Origin of the sequence: Methylobacterium tardum (assembly GCF_023546765.1) — a bacterium.
Classification (GTDB): Bacteria; Pseudomonadota; Alphaproteobacteria; order Rhizobiales; family Beijerinckiaceae; genus Methylobacterium; species Methylobacterium tardum.
The window spans coordinates 5,700,001-5,718,230 of the sequence record NZ_CP097484.1 but is presented as its reverse complement, the minus strand read 5'-3'; the positions used below and the strand labels follow the sequence as shown (position 1 = coordinate 5,718,230).

The following is an 18,230-nucleotide window of genomic DNA, read 5'->3' as shown; positions in this document are numbered from 1 at the left end:
GGGCCGCACCGGATGGCCGGACCAGACGTCTTATGCCAAGGCAAGTTCATGATGCGCATCCTCGGCCGCTCGACCTCGATCAACGTCCGCAAGGTTCTTTGGGCCGCGGCCGAGGCCGGGTTGAGCTTCGAGCACGAAAACGACTGGGCTCTGACCAAAGACACGCAAGGTCCAGAGTTTAGAGCCCTCAACCCGAACGGGCTCGTTCCCGTTCTCGTGTGCGCGGAGGGTGTCCTCTGGGAGAGCAATACGATCTGCAGATATCTGATTGCGAAATCAGACCGGCATGATCTTCTACCCGACAGTCCGTTCGCGCGTGCAGCCGTGGAAAAGTGGATGGACTGGCAGGCCGCCGATCTGAATTGTGCTTGGCAGGCGGCTTTCCTGGGATTGGTCCGAAAGAATCCTGCTTTCAGGCATGATCAGGTCGCGATTGCACGGAGCGTGGAACGGTGGAATGACTTGATGCTCATTTTGGAGCGGCACTTGGCCGAGACCGATGGCTTTGTCATCGGCGACACCTTCACCTTGGCCGACGTGGTGGTCGGCCTTTCGCTTCAACGATGGCTCCTGACGCCCATTGCGCGACCATCGACGCCAGCGCTCATCGCGTACCGGCAGCGCCTGCAATCCCGCCCAGCCGTGCAGGCGTGGATTGCCGCCGACGTACCCTGAGACGAAGGGTGACGAGCGTTTGCCTTAAGTCCCCGCGCAGGCGCTCTATGGCAACGGCGAAGCCAGGTGTTCAAAGAGTGGCGCCGCGAGCTGGATTTTCGCGATCAGCCGGACCTGCCGAACTGAGTGGGCTGCCAAAATCCACGTCCGTGCCTGAGGGGCGTCTGAATCAGCTCGAATGACCGGGATGGGCGGGAAGCCGAGCGTCCATACCGGCCGTCGAGTCGAGGTACGGAACTGTCCGTCGTCAGATGATTTGAGACGACTTGAGGCGCTCAGGAACGGAGGCTCTGGTCCATCTGGGTGAGAAGTTAGGCAGCCTGCGCGTGGTGGCGCAAGCGGCGATCGATGAGGGTCTGGCGCTTGATCCGCGCCCGCTCCTGCAGGATGGCCTCGCCGCGGCCGAAGTAGACGTCGGCGGGAGTGAGGTTGCCCAGGCTCTCGTGAGCCCGAGCGTGGTTGTAATGCTCGACGAAGGCGGCAACCCGCGCCTCCAGTTCGCCGGGCAGGTAGGCGTGTTCGAGCAGGATGCGGTTCTTGAGCGTCTGGTGCCAGCGCTCGATCTTGCCCTGCGTTTAAGGATGGCGGGGCGCACCGCGGATATGGGTCATGCCCCGGCTGCCAAGCCAGTCGGCGTGTGATTAGGCGTGGAATAAGGACCCCGTTTTCGGGGTGATCGGCGTCCAAACGGGACCCCCAGGACAAGTCATCCACACTGCCTTCCGGCTCGAACGGGAGGCTTGCGCGGGATGTTGGTCGTGGAGACGGTCGCAAAGATCCGCCGCGCGTACTTCGTGCAGCAGAAGCCGATCAAGCAGATCTGCCGGGAGCTGAGGGTCTCGCGCAAGGTCGTGCGCAAGGTCATCCGCTCCGAGGCGACGGCGTTCCGGTACACCCGCGCCATCCAACCTGCTCCGAAGCTCGGATCGTGGCGGGACGAGCTTGACCGAATGCTCCTGGCGAACGCCAGCAAGGCGCGGCGCGAGCGACTGACGCTGACGCGTGTCTACGAGGCCTTGCGCGATCTCGGCTACGAGGGCGGCTACGACACGGTGCGCCGCTACGCCAAGGGCTGGAAGCGCGAGCGCACCGCGGTCACAGCCCAGGCGTTCGTGCCACTCTCCTTCGCGCCGGGCGAGGCCTACCAGTTCGACTGGAGCCACGAGACGGTGCTGATCGGCGGCACGACCACAGAGATCAAGGTCGCCCACGTCCGGCTCTGCCACGCGCGCATGCCGTTCGTGCGGGCTTACCCGCGCGAGAGCCAGGAGATGGTGTTCGACGCCCACGACCGGGCGTTCGCCTTCTTCCGCGGCGCCTGCCAGCGCGGGATCTACGACAACATGAAGACCGCCGTGGACGCGATCTTCGTCGGACGTGAGCGCGCCTACAATCGCCGCTTCCTGCAGATGTGCTCGCACTACCTCGCCGAGCCGGTGGCCTGCACACCGGCCTCGGGCTGGGAGAAGGGGCAGGTCGAGAACCGAGGTCGGACTGGTGCGCGAGCGTCTGTTCACGCCACGCATCCGGGTGAGGAGCTACGACGAGTTGAACGCCCTGCTGCTCGACGGGGTGATCGCCTACGCCAAGGCCCACACGCATCCCGAGCAGCCCGACCGGACCGTGTGGCAGGCCTTCGAGGCCGAGCGGGCAGCCCTAGTCCCCTACGCCGGCCGCTTCGACGGCTTCCATGCCGTGCCAGCGGCCGTGTCCTCGACCTGCTTGGTTCGCTTCGACAACAACCGGTACTCGGTCACAGCCTCTGCCCTCGGGCGGCCGGTCGAGGTGCGCGCCTATGCTGAGCGCGTGGAGATCCGTCAGGACGGGCGCATCGTCGGCGAGCATGCCCGCGGCTTCGGTCGCAACCAGACGGTGTTCGATCCCTGGCACTACGTCCCCGTGCTCGCCCGCAAGCCCGGTGCGCTCAGGAACGGCGCGCCATTCAAGGACTGGGTTCTGCCTGCCGCCCTCGACCGGATCCGACGCAAGCTCGCCGGCTCTGCCGATGGCGACCGGCAGATGGTCGAGATCCTCACTGCCGTGCTGCGCGACGGGCTGAGCGCGGTCGAGGCCGCCTGCGCCGAGGCGCTACGTGAGGGCGTGCACTCGGCCGACGTCGTGCTCAACATCCTCGCCCGTCAGCGCGAGCCCACTGCACCCGTCACCATCCTGACGCCCGAGAGCCTGCGGCTGCGCCATGAGCCGGTCGCCGATTGTGCCCGCTACGACAGCCTGAGGAGAGCCCCATGATGGAACGTCAGGACATCCTCGCCACCATGGGCGAGCTGAAGCTGTTCGGGATGAAGGCGGCCTACGACGAGATCATCAAGGTCGCGCTCAAGCGCACCCACGAGCCTCAACAGGTCGTCGGCGACCTGCTCCAGGCCGAGATCAGCGAGAAGCAGGCGCGCTCGATCCGCTACCAGATGACGATCGCCAAGCTGCCCCTGGCCAAGGACATCGCCGAGTTCGCCTTCGCCGACACGCCGATCAACGAGGGGCTGGTGCGCGACCTCGCTGGCGGCGAGTTCCTGGCCCATCAGCGCAACGTCGTGCTGGTCGGCGGCACCGGCACCGGCAAGACGCACCTGGCCATCGCCATCGTGCGAGCGTGTATCCGGGACGGGAAGCGCGGCCGGTTCTACAACGTGGTCGACCTCGTCAACCGGCTCGAAGCCGAGGTGCGTGCCGGCCGGCAGGGCCGCATCGCCGACCATCTCATGCGGCTCGACTTTGTGGTGCTGGACGAACTCGGCTACCTGCCGTTTGCGCAGTCAGGCGGCCAGTTGCTGTTCCATCTGATCAGCAAGCTCTACGAGACCACCTCGATCGTGGTGACCACCAATCTTGCCTTCGGCGAGTGGCCGAGCGTGTTCGCTGGCGACGCCAAAATGACCACGGCGCTGCTCGACCGGCTCACCCATCACTGTGAGATCGTCGAGACCGGCAATGAGAGCTGGCGCTTCAAGAACCGCGCCTGAGGCCAGCGCCTACGACGCCAAAGCTGGACGTCGGATCAGTTCAGCCGCGCCGTACCCAGCTTGCGAAGGGGTCCCAATTGCACGCCGATCCGGGGTCCCGTTCCAACGCTTTTTGACAGACCCACTTCGCCACGCAGGTCTGCGCCGAGCGCTCGCGCCGGGCGCAGGCCGCCGGAGCCGCGATGGTGATGATCATGCCGCCCTATCACGGCGCCACGATCCGGGTGCCGGAACTCGGCGTCTACGAGTTCTTCCGCGCGGTGTCGGACGCGATCTCCATCCCGATCATGATCCAGGACGCGCCGGTGGCGGGCACGCCGCTCTCGGCGGCGTTCCTCGCGCGCATGGCCCGGGAGATCGAGAACGTCGCGTATTTCAAGATCGAGACCGCGGGCGCCGCGGCCAAGCTTCGCGAACTGATCGCGCTGGGCGGCGACGCGGTGGTCGGCCCCTGGGACGGCGAGGAGGCGATCACCCTGATGGCCGACCTCGATGCCGGCGCCACGGGGGCGATGACCGGCGGCGGCTATCCGGACGGGATCCGGCAGATCACCGACGCCTACGCGGCCGGCCGGCGGGAGGCGGCCATGGACGCCTACGCGCGCTGGCTGCCGCTGATCAATTACGAGAACCGGCAATGCGGCCTTCTGGCCTGCAAGGCGCTGATGAAGGAGGGCGGTGTCATCGCCCACGAGACCGCGCGGCTGCCGATCCAGCCGCTGCACCCCGACACACGCGCCGGCCTGATCGAGCTCGCCCGCCGGAACGACGCGCTGGTGCTGCGCTGGGGGCGCTGAGCCGTTCGCACGACGGGAAGGCAATCGCATCTCACTGCGATGCTGCGCGATGTTCCGCATGCCGCCGATGCGCGAACGGTCCAGCGGCTCCTTGTGGAGTGCCGCGCCGCGGATGATCACAACCCTGAGTTACGGCAGGATCTCGGCCTGTAACAGGGCGCAGCCGGCGGAAATGAACTCGAAAATCTCCCGCATGACGCGGTCCCAGAACTCCATGACGCGGAAGCGGTCGAGTTGGTTCTCGACGTTGGCAAGACTGGCCTGGACGCGGGCGACCTTGCCCTCGGCGACCCTGGCGCAGGCGGCGAGCGCGGTCTTCTCGGCCTGGAGGGTCCCATCATCCCGAGCAGATGCTCGCGGCCCTGCTTGTTGTCCGCGGCCATGTTTGCTTCTAGGGCCACCGATGACGTGCCAAATGGCTGGAACGGGCGCCAAGCCGAACGTCCGGTTCTGCGCGCGATAGCGATCCGGGGTGACGCAGTATGGCCGAACGCCGCCAGCCCGCTTCGGGGAAGGGCACCTGCAAAAGCAGACGGGCGCCTACACACTTGATGCTGATGCGGGCCGCTTGTCGGACGAGACGTTTTCCGAGCCGCTCCAAGTCGACCACCATCCGCTCGTGCGTCCCAGCTCCGATCTGCTCTGCCTCATCCCAGGCTGCAACGCGGAAGTGGATCTGACGCCCCATCACACCGACCACCTCGGCCTCCGCTCTCACTCGGTGCCCGACTGGGGTCGCCGCCATATGGCTCACGTCGACCTTCGTACCGACGGCGCTCTCGCCGGGGTCGAGGAATTGCCGGATGGCGTTCAGCGCTGCGTTTTCCATCATCAGGATCATCATCGGTGTCGCAAAGACGGGCGGCAGGATGGTGTCCTTGAACTGGTTCGCCAGATGCGGGGGACGGACCAGCATGGCGAAGCTGCCCTTTGCGCCCAATGGGATATCCTGCATCTGCTCTCTCCTGATCCGCACCACTCTACCGGTCCGAACCGCTAAGCACCTTGCGGGTTGCGCAGACCTGCCGGCCGGATCTGGCCGGAAGCAGCTCGCCCGCTTCAAAGCAGATCCGACGCAAGGTCGGACAGACATGAAGCGGCTCATTCCGATCTGGACCTTGTGACGGGCAGACGATCCTGATCCGCCTCCACGAGACCGGCAAAACGTCAGTGAGCATGGGTTCCGTGACGGAGCTTGCGGCAAAAGCGTCAGGCCACGGCTTTCGGAGATCCGAAACAATCGCCGCAGCTCTCGATGTCATGCGCAAACCTGAAGCCTCTTTCGAGAACGAGCCGGCTCGCAAGCTCGGCGTCACGCAGCTCCAGCGCTTCGATAATGGCCCTGTACGCGGCCCTCAGATATGCGAGGTCGATGCTCTGGCGGAATATCGTCTCGTGAACGCTCCGCAAATGCAGCAGGAGGTGGTTGAGCATAGACAGGATCTCCGCGCATTGCGCGAGCGTGGCGGCATGGCGGCAGAACTGCCAACGAGCCTCGAAGTAGCGGTGATATCCGCCTGTCGGATCCGCCTCATAGAGGGCGCGGAAGCTCGCACGAAGCGCGCCGAGCTGCGCCTCCGTCGCTTTGGCGCATGCCAACCGGACCGCCATGCTCTCCAGTGCAGCGCAGGCATAGACCATCTCGATGATCTCACGCCTGGTTTTCTTGACAACGAACACACCGTGTCGCGGCCGCCGACGGACGAAGCCCTGGTGTTCCAGGATCGTCAGAGCCTCTCGGATGGGCGTGCGGCTGACCCTAAGATCCCCGGAAAGTTTGCACTCATCGAGCTGCAGCTCGCCGGGATGATCATAGATACGCAATTCGGCGATCACACCCAGTATAGCTTTATAGGCGAGAGCGCGCAGGCCCGATTCGGAACAGGCCGGGACCGCATCGGCTAAGAAGCTATCCAATGTGGACACCAGCCCAACTCCAAAGCGAGATCAGGGTTGATCCGTGTCTGGCCAGACACCGTCTTCTGTCACGATGATGTCCATAGGAACGTCGTGCGCCTGCGGGTAGATTGTCGCGAGCCGCGCAAGGGCAAAGCCGACGCCAATGACCAGCGGCTTCGTCGGTCTGGACGCGATGGTTCGGTCATAGAAGCCCCCACCATAGCCGAGGCGGTATCTGGCCGGATCGAAGCCGACGAGCGGTGCGATCAGAACGTCGGGATCGACGGCCTCGCCCTCGGCGGGAATGGGAATGTTCCAGACGCCGCGAGTCATGCGGTCACCTGGCGACCAAGTTCGAAACTGGAGGGGGTGCCCCTTCTCCACGACGATCGGAAGCGCGAGTCGTGCTCCCTCTTCACGCATCCCTGTGAGGAGGGGTCTGACATCGAACTCGCCCCTGAAGGGCCAGTAGAGGCCGATCAAGGTGCCTGATGCCGAGGGTAGAGCGGCTCGGAGAGCTTGCCCGATGCGCGCGCTCCAAGCAGCGCGATCCTGGGCAGAGATGCTGACCCGCCGCTCGATCAGGGCGGTGCGGGTCTCCTTTCGCCACCGCCGCACGCTCGGCCAGTCGGATGCTGAGACTTCAGAGGCGCACGGTTCGGAAGGTCGCCTCTCGATCTTCGGGCTGACGAAGTCGGGATCGAGCTCATGCATGAAACAGGGTGGAGAGCTGTACTCGCCGAACTCAGGGCGTTCGGGAGCCGCAGAATCCGACGGCATCTCAGGCGGTTTGGTTGAACGCCCAGCCATGATGCGCTCCCTCGCTATGGTGTGCCCGCGTGCCGCTCGGTGAGCTTGGCCAAACGCTGTCTCAAAACCTTCAGTTCGGTGAAGCGGATCGTGACATCCCGCATCATCGCGACCATGCCGGTCATCGCCACCTGCTCATCTCTGAGCGGCACGATGGTGAACTCGAGCGAGATCTGCCGCCCATCCTTGCGGATGCCCGGGACAGATAGGAGAGCACCCTCACCATAGCGGCTCTCCCCGTCGCCATAGACTTGCGGTACCCCTCCCAGTGGCGCTTGCGCAGCCGCTCGGGCGTGATGATGTCGAGCGATCGGCCGACTGCCTCGTCGGCCGTGTAGCCGAAGACGCGCTCTGCTCCCGGGTTCCAGACGCGGATGATCCCCTCGCTGTCCGAGGCAATCACCGCATCTGCCGCGGTAGACAGGATCGCGTCGGCCACTTTACGCGCGTAGTCCACGCAGGCGCTCCTCCGGTTGTGGCGCCGCTCACCTGAAGGAGCGGCGCCATCGTGCTCAGGCGGCTTGCCGCGGCTCTTCGATCAGCTCATCCGCCGGACCGAAGAACTCGAACCGGATGCGCTCGGCCGGAATGCCCTGACGCTGAAGCCCATTCACAAGCGCGCTGAGGAACGGCTTGGGACCGCAGAGATAGTAGGTCGCCTCCTCGCGGGGCGTCTGTGCCACGAGCCAGTCTGCGCTGATCAAGCCGGCCGCATCGTAGTGCTCGCCCTGCCGATCCTGCGCTTCCGGCTCCGCGTAGAAGGTGTGCAAACGGACGTTCTCGTTGCCGGCGGTCAGCGCCTTCGCGTGATCACGCATCGCGTGCACACGACCGTTGAGTGCCCCGTGAACGTACCAGGTTGGCCGCTCAGGTGTCGCCGCTGTGATCGTCTCCAGCATGCTCATCATCGGCGTCAGCCCGACGCCTCCGCTGACGAGCACGACGGGGGCGTTCGACGCCTGGTCGAGGAAGAAGTCACCGGCTGGCGGTGCCGCGCGAAGAACCGTCCCGTATCTGGCATGATCGTGCAGCCAGTTCGAGACGATCCCGGCGGGTTCGTCTGCCCGGCCCTCACGCTTGACGGTGATGCGGTACGCCCGGTCGTTCGGCGCGCAGGAGATCGAGTAGTTCCGCTTCAACACCCCGTGGCCCGGCAGGTTGAACAGGAAGCCTAGGTACTGCCCGGGCCGGTGCCGCAGCACCGGGCCCCCGTCAACCGGGGCTAGGACGAAGGAGCTGATCATCTCGCTCTCCTGCGCGACGCTCTCGACCACGAAATCGCGCCAGCCGTTCCAGCCCCCCGGCTTGGCCGACAAATCGCGGTAGATCGTGGCCTCGCGGCCGATCAGCAGCTCCGCCAGGAACCAGTACGCCTCACCCCAGGCCGCGCAGATCTCCGGCGTGGCGGCCTCGCCGAGCACGTCGCCGATGGCGCCGAGCAGCGCGTCGGCCACGTAGGGATAGTGCTCCGGCAGGATGTTCAGCGCGACATGCTTCTGCGCGATGCGCTCGACCGCTCCGGCGAGGACGCCGAGATTGTCGATGTTGCGGGCATAGGCCAGCACCGCCTTGGCCAGGGCCTTCGGTTGCGAGCCGGTCTCGCCGTGGTGGGACTGGTTGAAGAGGTCGCGGATCGCTGCGTCCTGGAAGAGGCGCTCGTACATGCGCTTCGTGATCGTCAGGCCGTGCGCCTCGAGGGCCGGCACGGTGGCCTTGATGATGGCTATGGTGGCAGGGCTGAGCGGGTTGGGCATCAACAACTCCCAAAGGTGCACTGACGATGAACCTTATGGGCTATCGGTTGAAAAGATGCAACTGGAATGTACCTTAAGGGCAGTACGGAGCCGCCATGCGCCTGACCCGCTATACGGACTACGCCCTGCGCACACTGATCTACGTCGGCCTGCACGAGCCGCGGCAGAGTTCGATCGCCGAGATCGCGCGCGCCTACGGCATCTCGGAGAGCCACCTGACCAAGGTGGTGCATCAGCTTGGACGTCTGGGCTTGATCCGCACCATCCGGGGCCGGGGCGGCGGGCTGCGGCTCGCCAGGGCGCCGGGCGAGATCGTGGTCGGCGCGGTCGTGCGCCAGACGGAGGACGATCTCGCCTTGGTCGAGTGCTTCTCGGGTGGCGCTTGCGCGATCACGGCACCATGCCGTTTGCGACGCATTCTGGGAGAGGCTCTGTCGGCGTTCCTCGCGGTGCTCGACCGCTACACGCTCGCGGACCTGATCGAAGACCCTGAAGGCCGCGACATCGCCAAGCTGTTAGGGCTCCATCAGGACGGCGACGAATTCGCACCTGTTGCGACGGCCTAGCCAGCCTCGCCCGATCTGCGATGCCGAAACCACATCGCAACCTTCGGAGGTGACGCCGCGCCCGTTCCGGTCGCGATCGCGCCTATGGCTCGATCGAGCTTCGATTGCAGCTCCCACGGACAGCGATACTGCTTTGTGAGCTGGGCGGCACCGGCGGGATGGAGCTGGTGTCCGCTTTCGGCGTCGAAGAAGAACGCCTTGAATGGCCGGGATGGGCGCAAAGCGGCACGTCCGCTTATCGGCGCCGAGTTTGGCTCAGTTCTGGCGCTGTCATGAGCTAAGGGCCTCGCAATCCGGCAGCACTACCGGTTACCGGATCGTACGATGGTACCTGTTTGCCCTGAGAGCGGGTGATCGCGCGTCGTCGAACCCTTTCCCCGCGTTTGACGGGTGCCCCGAAACGTCGCTACGAAGTCCCGACGCGGAGCGAGCAAAAGCCTTTATTTGCAGTGGGCTCAGGCGTGCGTCAGAGAATCCCCCCATCCGTCAGTCTACCCTCAAGCCACTGCGATAAGGGTATCTTTTTGACTCCGTAGGCTTCTGAGCGCGCTCCTGCTACGAAGGAGTACTACGAAGCCATGAGGCAGATGGTGGGCTTGGTCCAGCGTCCGGGCATCTTCTATTGCCGCCGCACCATTCCGGAAGCGCTGCGCGCGAACATGCCGGCGGTGCTTGGTACTGCAGGGCCCGGGATCTTCGGCGAGGAGGCCCCCGTCTCGCTGAAGGGAAGCCGAGCCGGTCGCGAGTTTCGGGTTAGCCTCGGCACCCGCGACCGGGATGAGGCGAGGGTGCGAGCGCCTCAGCCAAACAGTACCTCCGCGAGGCTGCTCGGATTGACGGGCTTGCTGCAATGCCGGATCGCGCCATGCTGCGGCGGGATCACGGCCGCATCGTAACCGGTTGCAAACACGAACGGCACGCCACGTTCGGCGAGCGCGTCGGCGACCGGAAACACCATCTCGCCCTGAAGGTTGATGTCGAGCACCGCGGCATCGATCCGGGGCGACAGTCGGACCAGGTCGAGCGCGTCCGGAACGTTCGAGGCCGGGCCAATGACGGTCGCACCGTCACGCTCGAACTGGCGGCGCAGATCCTTCACGATGAAGTAGTCGTCCTCGACGAGCAGGATTGCACGACCGGCGAGAGAAGCGGCGGACGATGACACAATCAGGTCTCCGTGCTGCCGCGCTTGTCGAGCGGCAACTCGATCCGGCAACGCACGCCGTCGGCATCCAGTTCGAACCGGGTGCGCGCGCCGAGCGCGAACGGCAGTGCATCTTCGATCAGTTCCCGGCCGTAGCCACGGTGCTCCGGGCGTTCGGCCTCCTGAAGCGCCGGCTGAGCACTGGTCTCGCGCCAGTCCATCACTAACCAGCATCTCTGGCGCGCAGACCCGTCTTCGATGCGCTTCGACCAGTTCACCGTAAGACATCCTCCCGGCGTGGCGAGCGCGCCATGCTTGCGAGCGTTCGTCGCCAGCTCGTGGATAGCCAGAGCCAGCGTCTGCACCATCGAGGGGCGAAGAGACACGGGAGGGCCGCGCAAAGTGGCGTGCAGGTCACCCACGCCGAGGGCGTCGAGTTCCATGCGCACCAGCGCTTCGATCGTGATCGGCGTCTCGTTCGAGCGGGAGAGAAGGCCCTGAACCCGCGACAGCGCCGCGAGACGATCCTGGAATTGTGCGACGAAGGCTTGTCCGGGACCGGTCTGCGCCAAGGTCTCCTTCGCGATACTGGTGACGACGGCGATCAGGTTGCGGGTCCGGTGCTGGAGCTCGGCGACCATCACCTGCTGCTGCTCCTGCAGGCGGCGCAGGTCGCCGATGTCCGTCGAGGTGCCAAACCACTCCAAGATCGCGCCGTTCGCATCCCGCACAGGCACGGCACGGGTCTGGAACCAGCGGTAGCGATCCTCGGCGGCGTTGCGCAGGCGATACTCGACGTCCAAGGAACCGGTTCGGGGAGCCTGAGACCAGGCACTCAAGGCACGCGGACGGTCGTCCGGGTGCATCGGCTCCAGCCACCCGAATCCACGGCTCTCCGGCTCCGGCTGACCTGTGAATGCCGTCCACTGCGGGCTCGCCCAGGTCCAGTGCCCGACGCCGACGGCGCGCCAGACGAGTTGCGGAACGCCCTCGATCAGCGCGCGCTGGCGGGCCTCGCTCTCGCGCAGGGCGGAGTCCGCATGGACCCGGTCGGTAATGTCGACGCTGACGATCAGGACGGCGGAGATCGTGCCGTCGTCGGCGCGCACGGGCGTTACGCTGTTGCGCACCCAGACCACCTCGCCGTCGGGACGCAGATACCGCTTCTCGATATCGAAGCCGGTCCCCTCGAGCCGCACTGCCTGGAGCAAGGGGATGTTACGTGTCAGATCGTCCGGATGCGTGATGTCCTGCATGGTCAGGCCGAGCAGTTCGCCACGGGCTCGACCGACGATCTTGCAGTAGGCGTCGTTCGCCTCGGTGATGCCACCGGCGAGGTCGGTCATCGCGAACCCCGCACCGGCTTGAGAGAAGACGGCTTGTAGCCGCGCATCTCGCTCGAAACTCGCAGCTTCGGCCTGTTTGCGCGCGGTGATGTCCCGGGCGGTGCCGATCACGCGCACGCATCGCCCATCCGCAAATAGGCCCCGCCCCGTCGCGGCGACCCAGCGGACGCGCCCGTCTTCCCTGCCGATCGTGCGGTACTCCACGTCGTATAGGGCAGGGCTGGCAGGATCCTTGGTGGCGGCGTAAGCCGCACTCGTCGCCTCGCGATCGTCCGGATGCAGACCGGCGTAGTAGTCAGCCATCGAGACCGGCACGTCGGGCGAGATCCCGAACATCGCCTTGACGCAGGGCTGCCAGAACAGGGTGTCGTTGACCTCGTCCACATCCCACAGGCCGATCTCGCCTGCCTCTGTAGCCAGCCGGAGTTGCTGCTCGCTCTCGCGCAGCCGCTCCTCGGCACGCAGCCGCCCGGTCGTCTCGGTGCAGGCGCAGAACATGCCGGCAACGGTGCCATCCTCATTGCGCACCGGCGAGTAGGAGAAGGTGAACCACGTCAGCTCGTCATGACCATGCCGGTTCATGCTCAGCGGCATGTCCTCGACCCATGTCGGCTCGCCAGACAGTGCCTTTTCGACCAGCGGCACGATGTCGGACCAGATCTCCCGCCAGACGTCTTGGAACCGCGCACCGAGCGCGGCGGGGTGCTTGCCGCCGAGGATCTCGGCGTAAGCGTCGTTGTAGAGGAAGCCGAGCTCAGCCCCGAATGCGGTGAACATCGGGAACCGCGAGCCGAGCAACAGGCTCACGGTCGAGCACAAGGACGCCGGCCATTCCGTGGGCGGGCCGAGGGATGAGCTCGACCAGTCGTGCGCGCGCATCATCGCGCCCATCTGCCCGCCGCCTTCGAGGAAGTGCGGGAATGCGGATGTGGCAATCTCAGGCATGCGGTGAGAGTGGGCGGGCCGTTGCGCTCCGGCAAGGCATGACGAAGCACGGAAGCCGATCAACTGATCCGGGAAGTTCGCGCACGACTCGACAGCGTGCACACGCTTCCAGAGCCGGCGGCCCCGATCGTTCCGGCCGGACTGCCGCTCGAGAACGGCACGCCACTCGGCGACGGTTCCGTCGGCACCGCGGCTCCCACACGCGAGCCCGACAAGACCTGAACCCGCCAGGTCGCGGTCGCACAGCTTTTCGACTGCGCTCACAGGAGATCAGGATCTCAAGCTGGCAGTGCGGAGGAGCCGGCCGGCTGCGATGCGGCGCGCTGACGAGCATTCCTACGGCGACATGCCATCGAATGTTGGCTTTCATACAAAGGAACCCGCGCGGCTTGCGCGCGATCTTGTTGTGGTTAGTTGAGGCCCTTGCCAAAACTTAACCGACGCGATGAGCCGACCGGCTCGGGGGATAGGCGCAAGAGAAACTATGACGGAGCGCTGGTCAGATGCGACGGGCAATCCCTTCCTGCGCAAGCTGGAGGGCTTCGTGCCGCTTCCGGAGACAGACAGCACACTCCTGCTGCAGGCCAGTCAGAACGCGCAGGAGGTGTCGGCCGGAACGGACCTGATCCGGGAAGGTGATCCGCCTGCCGGCTTGTTCCTGATCCTGGAGGGGTTCGCCTGCCGCTACAAGCTGCGGGACAACGGTACGCGCCAGATCATGGCGTACCTCGTGCCGGGCGACGCGGGTGATCCCGATGTGTCGCTGCTGAAAGCCATGGATCACTCGATCCGCACCCTGTCCGACTGCAAGGTGGTGCAGATCGCGCCAGGGACCGCTCGAGAGCTGTTGGAGCGTCCGGCTATCGCCTCGGCGCTGCGGAAGTCCGCGCTGGTGGACGAGGCGACCCTGCGCGAGTGGCTGCTCAACGTCGGCCGTCGCTCGGCGGTGGAACGGCTGGCGCACCTGTTCTGCGAAGTGCACCTGCGCCTGCAGGCGGTCGGCCTAGCTGATGAGAGCCGCTTCGAGCTGCCACTTACCCGGCAGGACCTCGCCGACACCACAGGCCAGACCAGCGTGCACGTGAACCGTGCCCTCTGGGAACTGAGCGAAAAAGGGCTGATTGAACTGGGGCACGGGCACCTAACAATCCTGGACCTACCGCGCCTCAAGCAGCTAGCGGAGTTCAAGCCAGGGTACCTACACTTGGGGGAACAAGCCGCAGCATGAGCCTTCGCCTACAGCCGGTCCAAGTTGCGACGGGAAGCGCCGACCGGAATAGCCAGTTGGTGTTCGATGACGGCTTCCTGGTTGCGGTGCTGGTGCAGCTCTCGGACGATCACGACGAGACTGCTGGCATGTGGTTCCTGGAAGCGGGGTTCGGACCCGTCGATGATCCGGACCCACCTACGTTCGCCAACCTCGATGTGGCGCAGAGCTGGATCGAGCGGCGGCTGGGGCATGCAGCCTGAACCCGGGGTGGATGATCGGGCCTTGCGCTCTGCCTCATCGTCAAGAGGCGGTTAACTGTGGCAGGGGCCAGTTGTCGCGGGGGACGCTCGCACGGCTTCCGGAGACGCAGATGCCCCGCTTCTACATCGATACGGACGACGGAAGATCTGCGGTCATCGACGAGGATGGTGCAGAATTTCGGGATCTAGCCGGCGCCGAGGATGAGGCGATGCGCTCGCTGCCTTGAGATGGCGCAATCCCGCTACCCGGCACGCGACTGGCGGCAGGTCACCGCGACGAGGCGGGTACCGTGCGGTTCCGAGCTTCTATGGCGCCAAGCATTGAGCGAGTGCGTGCGGGCCGGACTGCCGCGGACAAGGCAGCCGCCTGACGTCTATGACTTGACCGAGGCCAGCTCCTGCAAGGCTAAATCGATTGCCCTGACAAGCCGCTCGGCGGTCTCAGCTATGGTGGGGTCCTGTGACATCGCGCCAGCGGCGTGCTGCAGCGTACGAAATTCTCGAAGGCGTGTGGCTGGATCGACCCCTCGGGCGATGGCTGATTGCACCAGACCCTGGACAAGCTCGTGCACCAAGCGGTCGCCGAGGCTCGGCGCCGTCCAGCCCGACGACGGCGGAGAAGTCGTGTTCGTGCACATGTCGGCTGTCGAACGGTTCGGCCGGCGCCACCTCGGATGGCGTCGGCCACCCACTCGCTCGATCAGACCTTCATCCTCCAAGACGTCGCACGCCAGTTTGACAACTTCTCCGCGCCGTCGCGCCGTGATGCCGGCCCGCTCCGCAATCTGCTGGGCGCTGATCGGCTCGTCGGTAAGAGCAGTCAGGATGCGAGCACGGATCGGAGGTCGTCGGCTCATGGTCAGAAGAACCCAATAGCCATGATAACGGCGGCTTGTCGTCCAACGTCGCTGCTCCCGCAACGGTTTAACTGATCAGACAGTTCATGGATCCTTTAATGGAGACCTGCAGTCCGTGACTCCATCAGGCACGGCCCGCTTTTTCGACAGCGTGTAGCACCTGGTCTGCATGGTACCGCTTCGGCACGAACCAGCCCGAGTCCGGCACCTCCTGGTTGGTCAACCTGAAACGCCCGGAGGTAACCACCAGGCGGATGTGCGGCCAGCGCTCGGCGACGCGGTCGGCCAGATCCAAACCCGACATCGAGCCTGGCATGTCGATGTCGGTGAACAAGACAGCGATGGCTGGATCGGTCTCAAGGATGGTCAGCGCGGCATCGGCGGTCGCGGCCTCGACTACCTCAAAGCCGGCATCCTCCAGCATGTCGACGGCCATCATGCGGACCAAGCCCCCGTCCTCGACAACCAGCACGACGGGTATGGAGGTGGTGCAATCGGCCGACATAGGGCGTCCAACAGCGCGAGCCTGCGCCGGGTTTCAACCATAAGTCAGCTACGCATCGCCGCCTCAATCTCCTCGTTCGTCATCTCGGGCTTGCGGCGCAGGTTGCCGACGCTGGGGATCTCTTTGGCCATCACGCGGGGCTTGAGCGTGCTCGCCGGGGAGCCACATCGTCTCGGCTCGCCGGCTCTCGCATCATCTGAAAAGGGGAAAGCCCGGCCTTTCGGCTGAGTCTTCTCCTTTATCGGTGGTGTTCGGTGTCAGCGGTCAACGCGTTTTCTCTAGCCGCCACCATTGCCACCGGCTCCGCCGCTGCCCGTAGAGCCGACGCGCGAGGGCTGATCCTCATTGCCGGCTGCGGCCGAGTCCGTCTCGATGCCGTCGGCTGCCCGACCGGACGGCGAATAGGTGAATGCGCCCTCATCTCCGGTCGAACCGGGCTTACGCGTGATCACGCCCGGTGCATTGGGCGGCACGATCACCTGGGTGCTGGTCGGGGTTTCGACGACTTGCGCAAAGGCAGGAGACGCCACGGCCGCAAAGGCGGCTACGGCGAGTACAAGTCTATTCACGTTGAGTTCCTATCGAGATGAATGCGCCAGAAAGCCGCTGGTGCGTTCGCCAACCCGTGCCCTGGACGAGAGATCCGCCAGATCGTGTATGGCGGCATACTGGATGTGCGGCTTCACACGCTGCTTACAGTCAGCAAAAGAGTTTCTATCGGGAAATTCCGCGGTAGATGTCTATGGATTTGTGCGCTTAGCTTCGCTGCATTCTATCAGTTGTGGAGCATCGCAGCTGACCCAGAGGTCGCCCCATGGTGGCCCATCGCGAGCCGACCGTGAGCCAACGCCGTTGTAGCTTGGCTCACCGCCCTCCATCGTTCTGTGTCTCTGGCCGCGTCGCGCATCTGGCCCTCGCCGTGAGAACGGCACCAAGCCCCGTCAGCCCGTGAGCAGATCGGGCGGCGGGGCTGACAAGACGGCGAGCGACGATTTGAGGGGGCGACCACTATGTGCCCTCCGGTGCGTCATCCTCTTGCCAAAGCCGGGCCCGCAGTAGGCGCCGTTGATCGGCACGCGTCCATGGCACGCCGGGCAGCGCTTCACGGCATCCCCATAGCGCCTCACGGCCTCGCCGAGGCTGACAAGACGCCACTTGCCCTCGATTCTCACTTCGCACGTTCCCGCATCCAAGACTGCCATCAATAGGGTGGGCTCAGACGAGCGGACATGGCGGCAGTAGTTACCGCGGTTCGGAACACCTTCTCCTTCGGCCCTGGCCGCGCCACCATCCTGGCGAACTCCTTCGACATGGCGACAGCTGCCGCTATGTCGAGGCGGTGACCGCTAGCAAAGCGATACGGTCCTGCAGCAGGATCGTGGACGTATGCATCGACCGCTGCGACGATCTCGGAGCTGGTGATCGTGCCAGCCTTGCGTAGATTGCGAGCGTCAGGCGTTCGGTGGCCATGACGGTGAGGTACTGCAGCGTATCGACGTGGTCTATTTCATAGGTTTGCCGGGCGGCAATACCATCACGGCTGGCCCGGCTCGCACACTCACGGCCGCGCCGTAGCCGCCACTCCGCTGGCGTTGATCCGACCAGCGATTGTGGGCACTCTGATGGTGGCTTAGCCGGTCCCTACAGCTGCCTGCCAGGAGGCTGCCCGTGAAGCTCCTCACCGAACACCTGAAGGCGAGGGGCTATCTGAAGTGAGGAACGCGGCTATCGTCGTCCTGGCAGCGACGAGCGTATTCCTTGCGTACCGCCTGACTGAGGTCGAGTACCAGCGGTACGCATTGGTGATCGGCATGTGCCACGGCGAAAACGGATCCTCAGCGCCGGATCTGAAATGCCTGCGCACTGTCGAGATCCGAACCTCGCCGCTCTGGCATTTCTACTATGCCCTTATAGGCTGACTCCTTCCCCGTCTCATGGAAGAGGCTTCCTAGAGGCTGTTATGAACCTGTGGCGAGTTGAGCTGCTTGTCTGAGCATGAGGCAGACGAAGGCGACGAGGTGCAGGTCTGCCAGGGCGCTGGCATAGCGCTCGTAATCTTTGACGAGCCTGCGGAAGCGGGTGGCCCAGGCAAAGGAGCGCTCCACGACCCAACGGCGTGGGAGCAGCACGAAGCCGCGCTTGGCCTCGGGCAGCTTCACCACCTCCAGTGCGATGCCATGCTCGCGGGCTGCCGTGGCCGGCTTCTCACCGGTGTAGCCCTGATCGACAAAGGCGACCTCGACGCTCTCACCGGTCGCCACCTGCACGGCCTTGGCGAGCCGGCCCATCTGGGCCCGATCATCGGCATCGGCGGGCGTGACGTGCAGCGCCAGGAGATGGCCGAGGGTGTCCACCGCCATGTGCAGCTTCGAGCCCTTCTTGCGCTTGGCCCCATGGTAGCCGGCCCGCGCGCCGCTCTCGGGCGAGGAGCGCAAAGTCCGGCTGTCGAGCACAGCCGCCGCCGGCTCCGGCGCACGACCC

Annotated in this window: 19 protein-coding genes and 3 pseudogenes (1 of these 22 running past the window's edge); 9 read left to right on the top strand and 13 right to left on the bottom strand. The window is 65.2% G+C overall.

Annotated elements, in window-relative coordinates; genetic code table 11:
- Nucleotides 1-48 precede the first annotated feature (48 nt).
- Complete coding sequence (locus tag M6G65_RS27365; RefSeq protein ID WP_238199539.1) at nucleotides 49-675, top strand: glutathione S-transferase family protein; 627 nt, start codon at nucleotides 49-51, stop codon at nucleotides 673-675.
- Nucleotides 676-986: 311 nt separating this feature from the next.
- Here M6G65_RS27365 and M6G65_RS27360 read toward each other — a convergent pair.
- Nucleotides 987-1,310, bottom strand: a pseudogene (locus tag M6G65_RS27360) (integrase core domain-containing protein); the annotation flags it as partial.
- 123 nt (nucleotides 1,311-1,433) lie between these two features.
- Here M6G65_RS27360 and istA point away from each other — a divergent pair.
- The 4 genes and pseudogenes from istA to M6G65_RS27340 form a co-directional block, all read left to right on the top strand.
- On the top strand, nucleotides 1,434-2,477 hold the full coding sequence (gene istA, locus M6G65_RS27355) for an IS21 family transposase (RefSeq protein ID WP_250103121.1): 1,044 nt from the start codon (nucleotides 1,434-1,436) through the stop codon (nucleotides 2,475-2,477).
- A complete protein-coding gene (locus M6G65_RS27350) occupies nucleotides 2,371-2,925 on the top strand; it encodes a Mu transposase domain-containing protein (RefSeq protein WP_430929517.1) in 555 nt (184 codons plus the stop codon). The genes istA and M6G65_RS27350 overlap by 107 nt, the downstream gene beginning before the upstream one ends.
- Nucleotides 2,925-3,656: an IS21-like element helper ATPase IstB gene (istB, locus tag M6G65_RS27345; protein WP_238200339.1), complete on the top strand. Its 732-nt coding sequence runs from the start codon at nucleotides 2,925-2,927 to the stop codon at nucleotides 3,654-3,656. Before M6G65_RS27350 ends, istB begins: the two co-directional genes overlap by 1 nt.
- A 119-nt stretch (nucleotides 3,657-3,775) precedes the next feature.
- Nucleotides 3,776-4,453 (top strand): annotated as a pseudogene (locus tag M6G65_RS27340) (dihydrodipicolinate synthase family protein); the annotation flags it as partial.
- Between the two features lie 129 nt (nucleotides 4,454-4,582).
- Here M6G65_RS27340 and M6G65_RS27335 read toward each other — a convergent pair.
- The 6 genes and pseudogenes from M6G65_RS27335 to hmpA form a co-directional block, all read right to left on the bottom strand.
- Entirely contained in the window at nucleotides 4,583-4,888 is a 306-nt protein-coding gene (locus M6G65_RS27335; RefSeq protein WP_238200087.1) for a hypothetical protein, read from the bottom strand.
- The gene (locus M6G65_RS27330; RefSeq protein WP_250103119.1) at nucleotides 4,845-5,408 is read right to left on the bottom strand and encodes a thioesterase family protein; all 564 of its coding nucleotides are present in this window, start codon (nucleotides 5,406-5,408) and stop codon (nucleotides 4,845-4,847) included. The genes M6G65_RS27335 and M6G65_RS27330 overlap by 44 nt, the downstream gene beginning before the upstream one ends.
- Before the next feature lie 254 nt (nucleotides 5,409-5,662).
- The gene (locus tag M6G65_RS27325) at nucleotides 5,663-6,379 is read right to left on the bottom strand and encodes a GntR family transcriptional regulator (protein ID WP_238200086.1); all 717 of its coding nucleotides are present in this window, start codon (nucleotides 6,377-6,379) and stop codon (nucleotides 5,663-5,665) included.
- 21 nt (nucleotides 6,380-6,400) lie between these two features.
- Nucleotides 6,401-7,162 carry a 5-formyltetrahydrofolate cyclo-ligase gene (locus M6G65_RS27320; RefSeq protein ID WP_163006167.1) on the bottom strand — a complete coding sequence of 254 codons (762 nt, stop codon included), beginning with the start codon at nucleotides 7,160-7,162 and terminating at the stop codon, nucleotides 6,401-6,403.
- A 14-nt stretch (nucleotides 7,163-7,176) separates the two neighbouring features.
- Nucleotides 7,177-7,619 (bottom strand): annotated as a pseudogene (locus M6G65_RS27315) (PAS domain-containing protein).
- A gap of 55 nt (nucleotides 7,620-7,674) precedes the next feature.
- Nucleotides 7,675-8,916, bottom strand: a complete 1,242-nt coding sequence (gene hmpA / locus M6G65_RS27310; protein WP_238200084.1) for an NO-inducible flavohemoprotein — start codon at nucleotides 8,914-8,916, stop codon at nucleotides 7,675-7,677.
- A 95-nt stretch (nucleotides 8,917-9,011) separates the two neighbouring features.
- Between hmpA and M6G65_RS27305 the strand changes: the two genes are divergently transcribed.
- Nucleotides 9,012-9,482, top strand: a complete 471-nt coding sequence (locus tag M6G65_RS27305) for an Rrf2 family transcriptional regulator (RefSeq protein ID WP_122161930.1) — start codon at nucleotides 9,012-9,014, stop codon at nucleotides 9,480-9,482.
- Nucleotides 9,483-10,281: 799 nt separating this feature from the next.
- Here the strand turns inward: M6G65_RS27305 and M6G65_RS27300 are convergent.
- On the bottom strand, nucleotides 10,282-10,647 hold the full coding sequence (locus tag M6G65_RS27300) for a response regulator (RefSeq protein ID WP_238200083.1): 366 nt from the start codon (nucleotides 10,645-10,647) through the stop codon (nucleotides 10,282-10,284).
- Nucleotides 10,648-10,649: 2 nt separating this feature from the next.
- Nucleotides 10,650-13,181 carry a PAS domain S-box protein gene (locus M6G65_RS27295; protein ID WP_250103118.1) on the bottom strand — a complete coding sequence of 844 codons (2,532 nt, stop codon included), beginning with the start codon at nucleotides 13,179-13,181 and terminating at the stop codon, nucleotides 10,650-10,652.
- A 220-nt stretch (nucleotides 13,182-13,401) separates the two neighbouring features.
- On the opposite strand from M6G65_RS27295, the gene M6G65_RS27290 reads away from it, so the two are divergent.
- The 3 genes from M6G65_RS27290 (at nucleotide 13,402) to M6G65_RS34115 (ending at nucleotide 14,614) form a co-directional block, all read left to right on the top strand.
- A complete protein-coding gene (locus M6G65_RS27290) occupies nucleotides 13,402-14,145 on the top strand; it encodes a Crp/Fnr family transcriptional regulator (RefSeq protein ID WP_238200081.1) in 744 nt (247 codons plus the stop codon).
- Nucleotides 14,146-14,201: 56 nt separating this feature from the next.
- Entirely contained in the window at nucleotides 14,202-14,387 is a 186-nt protein-coding gene (locus M6G65_RS27285; protein WP_250103117.1) for a hypothetical protein, read from the top strand.
- Nucleotides 14,388-14,497: 110 nt separating this feature from the next.
- Nucleotides 14,498-14,614 (top strand): DUF6894 family protein, encoded by a 117-nt coding sequence (locus tag M6G65_RS34115; protein WP_373323943.1) that lies wholly within the window; start codon nucleotides 14,498-14,500, stop codon nucleotides 14,612-14,614.
- Nucleotides 14,615-15,368: 754 nt separating this feature from the next.
- Here the strand turns inward: M6G65_RS34115 and M6G65_RS27280 are convergent.
- From M6G65_RS27280 to M6G65_RS27270, 4 genes are all read right to left on the bottom strand, one after another.
- Nucleotides 15,369-15,749, bottom strand: coding sequence for a response regulator (locus M6G65_RS27280; RefSeq protein ID WP_238200079.1), 381 nt, complete (start codon nucleotides 15,747-15,749; stop codon nucleotides 15,369-15,371).
- Between the two features lie 278 nt (nucleotides 15,750-16,027).
- Entirely contained in the window at nucleotides 16,028-16,318 is a 291-nt protein-coding gene (locus M6G65_RS27275) for a hypothetical protein (RefSeq protein ID WP_238200078.1), read from the bottom strand.
- Between the two features lie 372 nt (nucleotides 16,319-16,690).
- The gene (locus M6G65_RS34210) at nucleotides 16,691-16,951 is read right to left on the bottom strand and encodes a hypothetical protein (RefSeq protein WP_488600461.1); all 261 of its coding nucleotides are present in this window, start codon (nucleotides 16,949-16,951) and stop codon (nucleotides 16,691-16,693) included.
- A 756-nt stretch (nucleotides 16,952-17,707) separates the two neighbouring features.
- Nucleotides 17,708-18,230, bottom strand: the 3' portion of a protein-coding gene (locus M6G65_RS27270; protein WP_238200089.1) for an IS5 family transposase. Its footprint extends 233 nt past the window's final position; the window shows 523 of its 756 coding nt (coding positions 234-756); its start codon lies beyond the right edge, outside the window; the stop codon is at nucleotides 17,708-17,710.

Bases quoted from the DNA above. Each gene is read 5' to 3' on its own strand.
- hmpA (WP_238200084.1), bottom strand. From the start codon at position 8,916: ATGCCCAACCCGCTCAGCCCTGCCACCATAGCCATCATCAAGGCCACC.
- M6G65_RS27320 (WP_163006167.1), bottom strand. From the start codon at position 7,162: ATGGCTGGGCGTTCAACCAAACCGCCTGAGATGCCGTCGGATTCTGCG.
- M6G65_RS27305 (WP_122161930.1), top strand. From the start codon at position 9,012: ATGCGCCTGACCCGCTATACGGACTACGCCCTGCGCACACTGATCTAC.
- M6G65_RS27330 (WP_250103119.1), bottom strand. From the start codon at position 5,408: ATGCAGGATATCCCATTGGGCGCAAAGGGCAGCTTCGCCATGCTGGTC.
- istB (WP_238200339.1), top strand. From the start codon at position 2,925: ATGGAACGTCAGGACATCCTCGCCACCATGGGCGAGCTGAAGCTGTTC.
- M6G65_RS27365 (WP_238199539.1), top strand. From the start codon at position 49: ATGATGCGCATCCTCGGCCGCTCGACCTCGATCAACGTCCGCAAGGTT.
- M6G65_RS34210 (WP_488600461.1), bottom strand. From the start codon at position 16,951: ATGGCAGTCTTGGATGCGGGAACGTGCGAAGTGAGAATCGAGGGCAAG.
- M6G65_RS27280 (WP_238200079.1), bottom strand. From the start codon at position 15,749: ATGTCGGCCGATTGCACCACCTCCATACCCGTCGTGCTGGTTGTCGAG.
- M6G65_RS34115 (WP_373323943.1), top strand. From the start codon at position 14,498: ATGCCCCGCTTCTACATCGATACGGACGACGGAAGATCTGCGGTCATC.
- M6G65_RS27290 (WP_238200081.1), top strand. From the start codon at position 13,402: ATGACGGAGCGCTGGTCAGATGCGACGGGCAATCCCTTCCTGCGCAAG.